This window comes from Nocardioides sp. F233 (assembly GCF_057813895.1).
In genome coordinates this window covers 351,662-363,610 of the sequence record NZ_JBVASH010000007.1, presented here as the reverse complement: position 1 = coordinate 363,610, position 11,949 = coordinate 351,662, and the positions used below count along the sequence as shown (strand labels likewise).

The 11,949-nt window shown below is 73.2% G+C and carries 14 protein-coding genes; 7 read left to right on the top strand and 7 right to left on the bottom strand.

Annotated elements, in window-relative coordinates:
* Positions 1-271, top strand: a 271-nt coding sequence (locus ACZYRU_RS24400; RefSeq protein ID WP_488959699.1) for an HNH endonuclease signature motif containing protein, incomplete at its 5' end; no start/stop codon positions are given.
* Between the two features lie 57 nt (positions 272-328).
* Here the strand turns inward: ACZYRU_RS24400 and ACZYRU_RS24395 are convergent.
* From ACZYRU_RS24395 to ACZYRU_RS24385, 3 genes are read right to left on the bottom strand one after another with little or no spacing between them, the layout of a single operon-like run.
* A complete protein-coding gene (locus ACZYRU_RS24395) occupies positions 329-742 on the bottom strand; it encodes a hypothetical protein (RefSeq protein WP_488959698.1) in 414 nt (137 codons plus the stop codon).
* Positions 743-768: 26 nt separating this feature from the next.
* Positions 769-1,923 carry a hypothetical protein gene (locus ACZYRU_RS24390; RefSeq protein WP_488959697.1) on the bottom strand — a complete coding sequence of 385 codons (1,155 nt, stop codon included), beginning with the start codon at positions 1,921-1,923 and terminating at the stop codon, positions 769-771.
* Positions 1,916-2,449 carry an RNA polymerase sigma factor gene (locus ACZYRU_RS24385; protein ID WP_488959696.1) on the bottom strand — a complete coding sequence of 178 codons (534 nt, stop codon included), beginning with the start codon at positions 2,447-2,449 and terminating at the stop codon, positions 1,916-1,918. The genes ACZYRU_RS24390 and ACZYRU_RS24385 overlap by 8 nt, the downstream gene beginning before the upstream one ends.
* A 76-nt stretch (positions 2,450-2,525) precedes the next feature.
* On the opposite strand from ACZYRU_RS24385, the gene ACZYRU_RS24380 reads away from it, so the two are divergent.
* Complete coding sequence (locus ACZYRU_RS24380; protein ID WP_488959695.1) at positions 2,526-3,125, top strand: Maf family protein; 600 nt, start codon at positions 2,526-2,528, stop codon at positions 3,123-3,125.
* The gene (locus ACZYRU_RS24375; protein ID WP_488959694.1) at positions 3,101-4,219 is read left to right on the top strand and encodes a hypothetical protein; all 1,119 of its coding nucleotides are present in this window, start codon (positions 3,101-3,103) and stop codon (positions 4,217-4,219) included. The genes ACZYRU_RS24380 and ACZYRU_RS24375 overlap by 25 nt, the downstream gene beginning before the upstream one ends.
* Here ACZYRU_RS24375 and ACZYRU_RS24370 read toward each other — a convergent pair.
* Positions 4,185-5,384, bottom strand: a complete 1,200-nt coding sequence (locus ACZYRU_RS24370) for an acyl-CoA dehydrogenase family protein (RefSeq protein WP_488959693.1) — start codon at positions 5,382-5,384, stop codon at positions 4,185-4,187. The two genes, ACZYRU_RS24375 and ACZYRU_RS24370, sit on opposite strands and share 35 nt — an antisense overlap.
* A gap of 94 nt (positions 5,385-5,478) precedes the next feature.
* Between ACZYRU_RS24370 and ACZYRU_RS24365 the strand changes: the two genes are divergently transcribed.
* Positions 5,479-6,048, top strand: coding sequence for a hypothetical protein (locus ACZYRU_RS24365; protein WP_488959692.1), 570 nt, complete (start codon positions 5,479-5,481; stop codon positions 6,046-6,048).
* Between the two features lie 17 nt (positions 6,049-6,065).
* On the opposite strand, the gene ACZYRU_RS24360 is transcribed toward ACZYRU_RS24365, so the two are convergent.
* Together ACZYRU_RS24360 and ACZYRU_RS24355 are read right to left on the bottom strand one after the other, a co-directional pair.
* On the bottom strand, positions 6,066-7,334 hold the full coding sequence (locus ACZYRU_RS24360) for a hypothetical protein (RefSeq protein ID WP_488959691.1): 1,269 nt from the start codon (positions 7,332-7,334) through the stop codon (positions 6,066-6,068).
* 74 nt (positions 7,335-7,408) lie between these two features.
* The gene (locus tag ACZYRU_RS24355) at positions 7,409-8,605 is read right to left on the bottom strand and encodes a GGDEF domain-containing protein (protein WP_488959690.1); all 1,197 of its coding nucleotides are present in this window, start codon (positions 8,603-8,605) and stop codon (positions 7,409-7,411) included.
* A 172-nt stretch (positions 8,606-8,777) separates the two neighbouring features.
* Here ACZYRU_RS24355 and ACZYRU_RS24350 point away from each other — a divergent pair, with 172 nt between their 5' ends.
* From ACZYRU_RS24350 to ACZYRU_RS24340, 3 genes are all read left to right on the top strand, one after another.
* Positions 8,778-9,260, top strand: a complete 483-nt coding sequence (locus tag ACZYRU_RS24350) for a PH domain-containing protein (RefSeq protein WP_488959689.1) — start codon at positions 8,778-8,780, stop codon at positions 9,258-9,260.
* Between the two features lie 68 nt (positions 9,261-9,328).
* Entirely contained in the window at positions 9,329-10,741 is a 1,413-nt protein-coding gene (locus ACZYRU_RS24345; RefSeq protein WP_488959688.1) for a PH domain-containing protein, read from the top strand.
* Positions 10,738-11,142, top strand: coding sequence for a type II toxin-antitoxin system PemK/MazF family toxin (locus ACZYRU_RS24340; protein WP_488959687.1), 405 nt, complete (start codon positions 10,738-10,740; stop codon positions 11,140-11,142). The genes ACZYRU_RS24345 and ACZYRU_RS24340 overlap by 4 nt, the downstream gene beginning before the upstream one ends.
* Here the strand turns inward: ACZYRU_RS24340 and ACZYRU_RS24335 are convergent.
* Positions 11,132-11,839, bottom strand: a complete 708-nt coding sequence (locus ACZYRU_RS24335) for a TetR/AcrR family transcriptional regulator (protein ID WP_488959686.1) — start codon at positions 11,837-11,839, stop codon at positions 11,132-11,134. The genes ACZYRU_RS24340 and ACZYRU_RS24335 overlap by 11 nt on opposite strands.
* Between the last annotated feature and the right edge of the window lie 110 nt (positions 11,840-11,949).

The window sequence follows — 11,949 nt, the reverse complement described above, 5'->3', positions numbered from 1 at the left end:
TCAACTGCGGGACCACACCTGCCGGTTCCCGCACTGCACCCGCCCCGCCACCCGGTGCGACCTCGACCACGCCCGCGCCCACGGCGAGGGTGGACCGACCTGCCCGTGCAACCTCGTCCCGCTCTGCAGACGACACCACCGCGCCAAGACCCACTCGGCCTGGCACTACGCGACCCCGATGCCGGCCACCTACGTGTGGACCAGCCCCAACGGCTACCAGTTCCGGGTCGACCACCGCGGCACCCACCCCATCCACCCGCCGGACGAGTAGCCACCACGCCCTGCACCCCGCGAACCATCTGGTTGCGGGGACGTCGGCACGTCCAGGTCAGCGGCCCCCGGTGTACTCGTCCGCTGTGTAGGTGATGGCGCTGCCGGTGCGCGGGTCGGTGACCACGATCCGGTCGTCGACGGCCGACCAGTCGACATCGAGCGGCGAGCCGGCGCCGGAGGCGAGGAACGGGTAGCCGCCGACGAAGCGGTAGGGGTTGAGGACGCCACTGACGAGCTGGGCGATCTCCAGGTGGATCCGTTCGGAGTGGGCCGGCGTCGCGGGGTAGCGGGACACGACCACGCAATAGCCCTCGGATGCGGGCGCCGTCGCGCTGGAGCACTCGGACCACAGCTCCTCGCGCCCGTACCCGTCGAGCGCCTTGAGCCCGAACCACGCTCCCGTGGCGAGCAGCAGCACGACCACCGCCGTCGCGACCGACGACATCACTGCCACCTTCGTCCCCGACATGGGGTGCACCCTGCCACGAGCGGGCGTCACCACAGACCGACCACCGGCCACGCCACCGGTTCCGTGGGTGCGTCGAGTTTCGAGCACGTCACGGCCCGCACGTCGCACCGGGCGAGGGCGATGACCGGGACGAGCCCGCTGTCCTCCAGCTCGCCGCGGACAGCGAGCAGCACGTCGGTCGGCGACTCCCACGCCACCAACGTCCACCGCCCGCCGCGCGGCACGGGAAGGTCGGTCGGGGGTGCGCCATCGACACGCTCGACCAGCATCCGGTCCCCTTCCGGAGACACGAAGCTGGCACCGTCGGGCGACCACAGTCCGATCTGGTCGCTCGCGACCGTCCCCTGCCGCCGGAACGCGCCGTCGGCGTCGATGGTCCCGAAGACTCCCGCCGGGCGGCCCGCGGATGCGCTGCTGTCCTGGTGAGTGGCACCGCCCGGCCACTGCTGGCTGCCCGGGACGAACGAGGTCCACGGTGCCCCGGTCACCTCCACGGGAGCCCCGCCGGGCGTCCACAGCATCGCCCGCCGGTCGACGTAGAGGACCCGGTGGTCGAGGTCGATGCCGAGGACACTCAGCTCGCCGGCCTGGTCGCAGCACTCGACGCGGACCGGGACCTCTGTCGTGGCGGTCACGCCGAGGAGCGCGACGTCCCACAGCACGAGGCGCCGCCGGTCCTCCGCGACGTGCTCGACGAGCGCCACCACGGCGCCGTCGGGCGACACGGCCGCCGTCGTCGGGTACGGCGTGTCGATCACCGGCACCAGCGCGCCGCCGGTCACGAGGAACCACTGGCTGCGACCCATCGGGCCCGACGTCCCGACCAGCGTGGTGCCGCCGGCGAAGCGCAGCGCATGGTGCGGGGTCTCGATGCGCCGCGCGCCGACGTGCAGCTGCCCGTCGCTCCAGTACGGCACCCCCAGCGACGTGGGCCGGTGCGGGGACGGAGCCGGGGTCGGAGCCGGGGACGGCGCCTCGCCGCCCGGACCGAGCAGCTGCACGGACGCGACGATGCCGGCGACGGCCAGGGCAGCGGCACCGAGCGCGCCGGCCTGGCGACGGGCCCGGCGCACCCGCCCCCGTCGTACGACGCCCGCGAAGTCGGGCACCACGGCCGCCTCCTCCGCACTGCGGGCCACGACTCCGGGGTCGTCGGTCAGGAACCGGTCGGGGTCAGCCACGGGGTCCTCCGTTCACGAGGGTGGCGGCATCGAGCGCGGCAGCGAGGGCAGTACGGCCGCGGCTGAGCCGGGCCTTCACCGTGCCGACGGCGACGCCGAGGGTGGCCGCGACCTCCGCGACCGGGAGGTCGGCGAGGTAGTGCAGGGCGAGCGCCTCGCGCTGAGGCGCCGGCAGCGTCCGGAGAGCGGCGACCAGCACCAGCCGGTCCTCGGACAGCTCGGCGTCACGCACGACCGGCCGCTCCGCACGACTGCGGGTCAGGCGGTCGCCGAGGATGCTGCGTCGGCGCCGGGTCCGGGCGACGTTGACGGCCACCGTCCGCAGCCAGGCCTCGGGCTGCTCGACCCGCTCGAAGGTGCGCCGGGACGCCACGGCTCGGACGAACGCCTCCGCGACGACCTCCTCGGCCTCGGTGAGGCTGCCGCAGACGCCGTACAGCTGCCCCACCAGTCGCCGGTACGACGCGTCGAAGCACCGCCGGATCGGGTCGTCGGCCCCACCGTCCACGGCACCTCCCGGGTCCACGTCGTCAGCCTGTCACCGATCACGACTCACGAGGTGCCGAAAAGGTTGCGTCGCCGGACCTCGTTAGGGTGACGACGTGCCGACCTTCGTGCTCGCCTCTGCCTCCCCCGCACGCCTGGCGACCCTGCGCAGTGCCGGTCTCGACCCGCAGGTGATCGTCTCCGGCGTCGACGAGTCGCAGGTCACCGACGTACCGCCCGCCGAGCTGGCGCTGCGGCTGGCCGAGCTCAAGTGCGGTGCGGTGGTCGGGCGCGACGACGTGCCGGCTGACGGGCTGGTCCTCGGCTGCGACTCGGTGCTCGAGCTCGACGGGGTCGCCCTCGGCAAGCCCGACGACGCCGACGACGCGACCCGCCGCTGGCAGGCGATGCGCGGGCGGTCCGGGGTCCTGCACACCGGCCACTGCCTGCACGACCGGGCGAACGGGCACCAGGTCGCCGCGACCGCCTCGACGAGGGTCCACTTCGCCGACGTGACCGATGACGAGATCGCCGCGTACGTCGCGACCGGCGAGCCGTTGCACGTCGCCGGCGCGTTCACCGTCGACGGCCTCGGCGGCGGGTTCGTGACCAGCATCGAGGGCGACCACCACAACGTCGTCGGGGTCAGCCTGCCGCTGCTGCGCGGGCTGGTCCGGGAGCTCGGGCACTCGTGGACCGACCTCTGGGCGCGCTGACCCGCCTGCTCGCCGTCCTGCTGGCGCTGCCGGCCCTGGTCTCCGCGCTGCCGGCGCCGGCGCACGCCGACGTCCCCACGCTGACCTCGGGCAGCCAGCCGATCACCCTGCCGGCCGACGCTCCGACGACCTTCCGGCTGCAGCGCACCGCGACGGGCAGCACCTTCCACGTCGGGCTCTGGTACGTCGGCGCCGGGGACTCGGTCGGCGAGGGCGTCCGCCTCACCATCGGTACGACGCCCGCCGACACCGGCTGCGGGAGCGGCGCGGTGTTCCGCCCGACCCTCGGCGAGCCGGCTCCCCTGCTCACGACGACCGCGTCGACCTGGACCGACCAGCCGGACCACCCGTGCGGCACGGCCGAGGAGCTGTTCGTGATCGTCGGCCTGCCGAGCGACCCGGTCGACCGAGGTCGTGCCGCGACCCTGGTGGTCGAAGAGGAGCCGCCGCTGTCGACGTACGCGTACGACCTGCTGCCCGAGCCCGCGGAGCCGACCTGGCAGCCGTTGGAGCCGGATCCGTCACCGCCGCCGGTCGACGCCGGTACGACGCCCGACGACGCTCCCGTCGTCGAGCCGGGCAGCCACGAGGTCGTGCTCCGGCCCGGTCGGCAGGCGGTGCTGGCCGTCCCGCTCGACTGGGACCAGGACCTCCGCGCCCAGGTCGACAGCAGCGCCGACGCGACGGTGACCGTCCTCGGTCCCCTGTTCGGTGAGGACGTCGCGTCGAGCGGTCCGGGATGGGCGCAGAGCCACGTGACGTCGTACCTCCACCGGAACTCGTTCGACCCGACCCGGGCGGGTGCGTCGCTCGCGGGCAACCACTACGTGCTCGTCGGGCTGCCGCCCGAGGCCGCACCGGCGACCGTGACCGTGACCCTCGCCGTCGACGGCGTCCCGGCCGACGGCGTCCCTGACTACACCGGGCCCAGCCACGAGGACGCGACGCCGGTCGCACCCGACGAGCACAGCGCGCCGACCCCGATCTGGATCGGAGCCGGCGCGCTGGTGGTGCTCGTTGCGGTGGCGGTCGGCGTACGCCGCCACCGCAGGAGACGTCCTACTCGACGGGGAGCCCGAGTCCGCGGGCGATGAGCATCCGCTGCACCTCGGACGTGCCCTCGCCGATCTCGAGGATCTTGGCGTCGCGGTAGAACCGCGCGACGGGGTACTCCTCCATGAAGCCGTAGCCACCGAAGACCTGGGTCGCGATCCGGGTCGCGGTGACGGCGGACTCGCTCGCGTAGAGCTTGGCGACCGACGCGGCCTGCTTGAACTCCCTCATCGAGGGGCCGCGGCCACCCTCCATCGCGTCCTTCATCGCGGCCGCGCGGTAGGTCAGCATCCGTGAGGCGTGCAGCATGACCTCGAGGTCGGCGATCTGGAAGGCGACGCCCTGCTTGCGCCCGATCGGGCCGCCCATGGTCTGGCGGTCGAGGGAGTACTCGACGCACAGGTCGACGCACGCCTGGATCAGGCCGACGGCGAGCGCGGCGATGGCGACCCGGCCGTCGTCGAGGATGGCGAGGAACTGCGCGTAGCCGCGGCCCTTCTCGCCGACCAGGTTCTGCTCGGGCACCCGGCAGTCGGTGAACGAGAGCGGGTGCGTGTCGGAGATGTGCCAGCCGAGCTTGTCGTACGCCGGCTCGGCGACGAAGCCCGGCGTGTCGGCGGGCACGATGATCGCGGAGATCTCCGGCTTGCCGGACGCGGAGACACCGGTGCGCGCGGTGACCGTGACGAGGCTGGTGATCTCGGAGCCGGAGTTGGTGATGAACTGCTTGCCGCCGTTGATCACCCACTCGCCGTTGTCGAGCTCGGCGCGGGTCTTGGTGGCCCCCGCGTCGGAGCCCGCGCCCGGCTCGGTGAGGCCGAAGCCGGCGAGCCGCTGGCCGGAGACCAGCTCGGGCAGCCAGGTCTTCTTCTGCTCGTCGCTGCCGTAGGTCAGGATCGGGTTGATGCCGAGGCCGACGCCCGCCTCGAGCGTGATGCCCATCGACTGGTCGACCCGGCCGAGCTCTTCGATCGCCAGGCACAGCGAGGTGAACGGGCCGTCGGCAGCGTCGAGCCCGGCGCCGCCGTACTCCTCGGGGGCGGTGAGGCCGAACAGCCCCAGCTCACCCATCTTCTGGACGACGTCGGTCGGGAAGTGGTGCGCCTTGTCCCACTCCGCAACGTGCGGGCGGATCGTGGCATCGGCGAAGTCCCGGACGGTACGGCGGAACTCCTCGTGCTCGCGCGACAGCTCGAACTGGGTCATGGCCCCATCGTAGGCCACGAGGTTAACGTTTGTTAACCAGCGAGCTCGTCGTTTTTCCCAGCGACGGCGACGGATTCATCGGAGGATGACCCGCATGACCCCCGTGCTTCGTACCGTTGCCGCGCTCGCCTGCGCTGCCGGCCTCCTCCTCACCGCCCCCGGCCTGGCCTCCGCCGCCGATCTGGTCCACACCGACCCGGCGCGCGACGTCCACGTCGGCGACATCGACAGCGAGCGGACGCAGCCGGCGGCCAGCGAGCGCCGCGTCGACATCCGGCGGGTGCAGATCAACCACGGCACCGAGGCCCTGACCATCCGGTTCCGCACCCGGGGCGCCCTGCCCACGAAGCGGCTCTTCCTGGGAGCGCAGCTCAAGGCCCCGACCGGCACGTTCGAGCTCACGTACCTGAAGTTCCTCGGCGAGTCCGGGGTGACCCTGAACCGGAAGATGGACGAGGTCGCGTGCGAGGGACTCACCGCCACCCTGGAGCGCAAGGTCGTCACCTTCGTCGTCCCGACCGCCTGCCTCGGCACGCCCGGGTGGGTGCGCGTCGGCGTCGGCGCCGCCCAGATGCGCAAGCAGAAGATGGTCATGGACGACGGGTTCAGCCGCTCTGCGATCGGCGACGACCTCCGCCTGTCGAAGCGGATCGCGCGGGGCTGATCCCGTGCAGGTCCGGCTCAGTGCCGCAGCCTGAACCGGACCACGTACGGCGCCGGCGCGACGCCGACCCCGCGGTCCGGTGCCCAGCCGAGGACGAGCGAGACCCGGAGCCGACCCGTGCGGCGCAGCTTCCGCATCCCCGCGCGGGTCGGCTTGACGACGAGGACGACACCACCGCCCGCGCCTGCCGTCACCGACGCGGGCCTCACCTTCCGGCCCGTCGAGGTCAGCGTGCCCGCGGCCGGGAGAGCGACCGTCAGCCGGGCGATCCCCTTCCTCTTGTTGAGCTTGACGCCGATGACGGAGGCCGTCGTCACGTCCACCTCGTCGGCGCCGATGTCGACGCCGGCCCCCTGGACCCGCGCCTGACCGTCGAGAGCCGTGACGCTCAGACCGGGTACCGGGGCGCCGGCATCCCGCGTCGGCGAGACGACCTGCTGCCGGAGGTCGCCGGTCGCCGCGGACACGAAAGCGGGCAGCGCCGTCTGGTGACCGCCGAGGTCGGTGATCGTGGCGTGGTTCAGCGCCGGATAGGTCGTCAGGTAGTTGCCGTGGTCGATGGAGACGGCGATCGGCTCGGCCGCACTGGCGCTGTAGACGTAGTAGTCGAAGGCCACGCCACGAACGATCGAGTTCTGGAAGGTCACCGAAGCGCCTCCCGTCAACGTGTAGCCGTCGTTGGTGAAGAAGCCTGCGCTGCCGGAACCGGTGGCGATCGCCGTCACGTTGCGGAAGGTCGCACCCTGCGGGCCGGAGTTGATCGCGGCACTGCCGGCCGAGCGTGACCAGACCGTGCTGTCGATCAGTGAGGCGCCGTCGCTGAGGACGGCGCCACCGGCGCTGGTGCCGTCGGCCACCACCTCGAGGCGACGGCCGACGCCGGGCTGGAGGCGCAGCGCCCACTCGAGGCTCGTGATCGCCAGCGACTCGATCCGGATGTCCTCGACGACAGCGGCCGCGTTGTGGAGGCTGAACGAGTACGAGCCCGTGAACGAGATCACCGGCCGGGTCCCGGCGACCTGCGGCCGGATGCTCACGGCAGAGGACGTGCTGATGGAGGAACCGACGCTGTAGCGGCCGGGCGCCAGCAACACCGTGTCGCCGGACGCCGCCCCGGTGACCGCGGTGACGACGTCGCACGGCGCGGCCAGGGTGCACGGATTGGCGTCACTGCGTCCGGGTGCGGCGTACCGCGTCGTCGCCGCGTGCGCGGGAGCCATGATCAGTGTCGACGCGACGAGGGCGAGCACCGGCAACGTCATCCGTCCGGCACGACGAGACATCATCTGCCGACGGTAGGACGGCCCTCGCTCGCCTGAGAAGTGTCAAGCGCGATCGGGCTCGACTGGTCTGGACCAGCTCACGCGGAACGACGACCGTCCACCAGTGACGGTGGGCGGTCGTCGCGCCGCGCGGCCCGCACGGCCCGGGCACGGCCGGCGGCCTTCGCTTCATAGAGGGCCTCGTCGGCGTACGCCAGGGCCAGCGCTATGTCGTCGCCGGCCACGACCGATGCGATGCCGAAGCTGACGGTCGGCATCGGACTGGCCTCGTCGTCGCCCCGGTAGTGCCGGGCGATCGCGTCGACCACCGCCTCGGCCGGGGCCCCGCGGACCAGCAACACGAACTCGTCGCCGCCGAGCCGCCCGATCACGCCGCGCAGGCCCACGACGGCCTGGCAGGCGTCGGCGAACGCGGTGAGCGCCCGGTCGCCCGCGGCGTGGCCGAGACCGTCGTTGATGCTCTTGAACCGGTCGAGGTCCGCGACGACCACTGCTGCGTCGGCCCGCACCGGGCCGCGGTCGATGTCGCGCTGGGCCGCCCGGAGGAACTCGGCCCGGTTGAGCAGTCCGGTCAACCCGTCCCGGGTCGCCTGCAGGCGCAGCTCCGAGGTCTGCTGCTCGTGGCTCAGGGCCGACATGCTGAACGTGACCACGACGAGCAGGACCATCATCAGCAGCGTCGTGACCTGGCCGCCGAACGCCGCCTGGAAGAACGGATGCTGCGGGCCGACGGCCACGAACGCGATGGTGCGCGCCAGGTAGAACACCGAGATGACCGCCGAGGCGAGGGCCATCGCGGTGAGCACGAAGCGGTACTGCGCCCGCGTCGCCCCACCCGGCTCGAGGGCGCGCAGGAGCACGGTGAGCTCGCGCGCCGAGGCACCGATCAGGAGCGCCATGCCGGCCAGGTAGACCGCGCCGCCCGACCAGATGTCGGTGCGCGGGTCGTCGGCCAGCGACACGACGAGCACCACGGCCGGCACGGCGAGCAGCTGCCAGGCGCGGACCCGGTGCTCGCGGAACGTGCGCCCGCCCGCCCAGACGCAGGCCGCGCCGAGGACGCCGGTCGCATTGCCCAGCGGGTTGGCGATCACCTGGACGGGCGTGCCGTTGCCCAGGAAGAGCGACGCGCTGACGATGAAGCAGGCCAGGGAGGCGCACCACCAGCCGCTGTACGACGACCGGGTCGACCGGTAGGTGACGCCGTAGAAGAGGGCGAGGACACATGCCGCCACGAGGCCGAAGGCCACGCGCAGGGTCAGGGTGTCCAGCATGGTGTCAAGGCTAGGTCGGACGTCTCGCGCTGCGGGGCGGAGTGAGCCGATCATGACCGAAGGCCTTGCGGCCATGGTCAATTGGGACGAATTGACGGCGGGTCCGCTGGGACGATCGTCCCAGCGGCGTCCGGACCGGAGGCCCGACTACGGCTCATCTAGGCTCGCCAGCGTGAGCCAGCTGCGTGATCCCGCCCACCGGGTCAGTCCCCGTGCCCGCCTGATGTGGCACGTCGAGACCGGGATCACCGCGCTCGTGGTGGCGATCGGGCTGGGCGTCGCGGCAGTGCTGCTCGGGCCGGACGGCCTGCGCTGGTGGCTGCTCGCCCTGGCAGTGGTGGTGTGCGCGACGGTGGCGGTCGTCGTACCGCAGTGGCGGTACGCCGTGCACCGCTGGGAGGTCTCCGCGAACGCGGTCTACACGCAGCGTGGCTGGTGGGCCCAGGAGCGGCGGATCGCGCCGATGTCGCGGGTGCAGACCGTCGACCTCGCGCAGGGCCCGCTGGCACGACTGTTCGGCCTCGCGACGGTCACGGTGACCACCGCGTCGGCAGCCGGGCCGCTGCAGATCGAGGGTCTGGACCGCCGGGTGGCGCTCGCGCTCGTCGACGAGCTGACCCGCAAGGCCGACCTCGTCGAGGGCGACGCCACGTGAGCCTGCCTCCTCCGCCGCCTCCTCCGCCGCCTCCCCCGCCCGTGCCCTGGCAGCGCCTCGATCCCCGCATGCTGCTCGTGCACCCGATCAAGGAGGTCGGCAAGTTCCTGCCGGTCCTCGTGGGCCTGCTGGTGGCCGGCGGCGCGTCCGGCACCGGGCCGTGGGCGCTGCTCGGCGTCGGCATCCCGGTGGGCCTCGGCGTGGTGCGATACCTGACGACGACCTACCGGATCGCCGACGGCCGGGTCGAGCTGCAGCGCGGGCTGCTCCAGCGACACACACTCTCGACGCCGGTCGACCGGGTACGCACCGTCGACCTGACCGCCTCGCCGGTCCACCGGCTGCTCGGGCTGACGACCGTCGTGATCGGCACCGGCAGCGTCACCAGCGACAGCGACGAGCGCCTGGCGCTCGACGCACTGCCGCAGGAGGAGGCCGCCCGGCTGCGCTCCGAGCTGCTGCACACCGCCGCCCCGGCCGGCACCGGAGTCGCCCTGCCCGCAGACCAGGTCGAGCAGGAGCAGGTCGTGGCGCGGTTCGTGCCGCGCTGGCTCTGGTACGCCCCGTTCAGCGGCACCGCCCTCGTCGGGCTCGGTGCGATCCTCGCCACCGGCGCCCAGCTCAACGAGCTGATCCAGGTCCGGGTCAGCGAGGAGGACCTCGCCGCCCTCGACCTCACCCTGGTCGTCGGTGTCGTGCTCGGCGCGATCGTCCTCGTCGTGCTGCTGGCCGTCGGCGGCTACCTCGTCACGAACGGCGGTTACGTCCTGAGCAGGTACGGCGCCGCCTGGCACGTACGGCGGGGCCTGCTCACCCGCCGCGAGACCAGCATCGACGTCGCCCGTCTCGCCGGCGTCAGCCTCGGCGAGCCGGCGGCACTGCGGGTCGCGCGCGGTCGCCGGGTCGGCGCGATCGTCACCGGTCTGAGCGGCGACCAGGCCGGCTCGGCGATGCTGCTGCCGCCCGCCCCTCGGGCGACCGGCTACGACGTCGCGTCGGCCGTGCTCGGCACCCCGTCCCCGGTGACGACCGCCCTGCTCCCCCACGGCCGCACCGCGACGACCCGGCGCTACACCCGAGCCCTGCTCGGCGCGCTGCCGTTCGTGGCGGCCGCGGTGCTCGGCGTCCTCGTCGGCGCTCCGGCCTGGCTGCTCGTCGGCGCCCTGCTCCCGCTCGTCGTCGCGCTCGCCCTCGCGACGGACCGGGCCCGGGCGCTCGGGCACGCGTTCGTCGACGGCCACGTCGTGATGCGCTCGGGCTCGGTGCTGCGCAGCCGCGACGCCGTCGCCGCCGGGCACGTGATCGGCTGGAACCAGCGCGCCACCTGGTTCCAGCGCCGGGCCGGGCTGGTCGCGCTGGCCGCGACGACGGCCGGCGGCAAGGGGCAGGTGCACGTGCCCGACGTACCCACGGACGCGGCGATCGCCCTCGCCGAGGCCGCGACGCCCGGCCTGGTCGGGCAATTCCTGGAGGAGCGATGAGCGGACAGCCCGACGGCACCTATGCCCCCGTCGACGACGACCGCCCCGACCCGGGCGAGGTCGTCTGGGCGTGGGTGCCCTACGAGGACGACCCGAGCCAGGGCAAGGACCGCCCGGTGCTGGTGATCGGTACCGCTACCGGCGCCGACGGCCGGGAGGTCGTGCACGCCCTCGCGATGACGAGCAAGGACCACGACCGCGACGAGGCCCAGGAGGCCGCCGCCGGTCGGTACTGGATGGACATCGGCACCGGCGCCTGGGACCCGCGCGGCCGGCCGAGCGAGGTCCGGCTCAACCGGCTGCTGGTCCTCGCCGTCGCCGGCGTACGACGCGAGGGGGCCGCGCTGGCCCCGGCCGCCTACGCCGAGGTGATCGCCGCGCGGCAGCGCTTCATCCGCTGAGCCCGAGGTCCTCGGCGAGCGTGGCCAGGTGGTGCTCGAAGAGCGCACCCGGGTCGCCGAACGCGCCCGGTCCGTACTGGCCGAACACCTCGAAGCTGATGCACCCGAACATCCCGGCCCACGCCAGCACGCCGACCAGGAGCACCTCGTCGGGCAGGTCGATCCCGAACTGCGCGCGCACCTCGTCGAAGCCCGCGACGAGCGCAGACGGCACGGGTGCGACCGGCTCCCGCACGACCAGGGCGCCGTCGGCCAGCGCGGCGGCGGCCAGCTCGAGCAGCACCCGCACCACGCGGGTGCCCGGGCCGGTGGTCTGCTCGGCCGGCGCCTCGTAGCCGGGCACGGGGGCGCCGTACAGCAGGGCGTAGGTGGCGGGCTCGACCAGCGCCCAGGTCCGCACCGCCCGCCCGAACGCGAGGAACCGGTCGCGGTGGCCGGCCCGCGCGACGGCGGGGTGGCGCAGCGCCATCTCGACGGCATCGGCCATCTCGTCGTAGCCGTCGACGACGAGCAGGGTCAGCAGGTCGTCGCGGCTCTTCACGTACCGGTAGACCGCCGACGAGACGACTCCGAGGTCGCGGGCAACGGCACGCAGGGACAGCGCGGCCGCGCCGTACTCCGCCAGGTGCTGGCGGCCGATCCGGGTGATGTCCTCCATCGTCTGCGCCCGGGCGCGCGCCCGCGGGGTGGTGGCCATGGCCGCATCATGCCATGAATGTGAACAGTTGCCGCAAAAGTGAGCAGTGCTCTTGCTTTTCGAATCGAGAGCATGCATTCTCGAAAACAGAGAGCACTGCTCTCACTTTC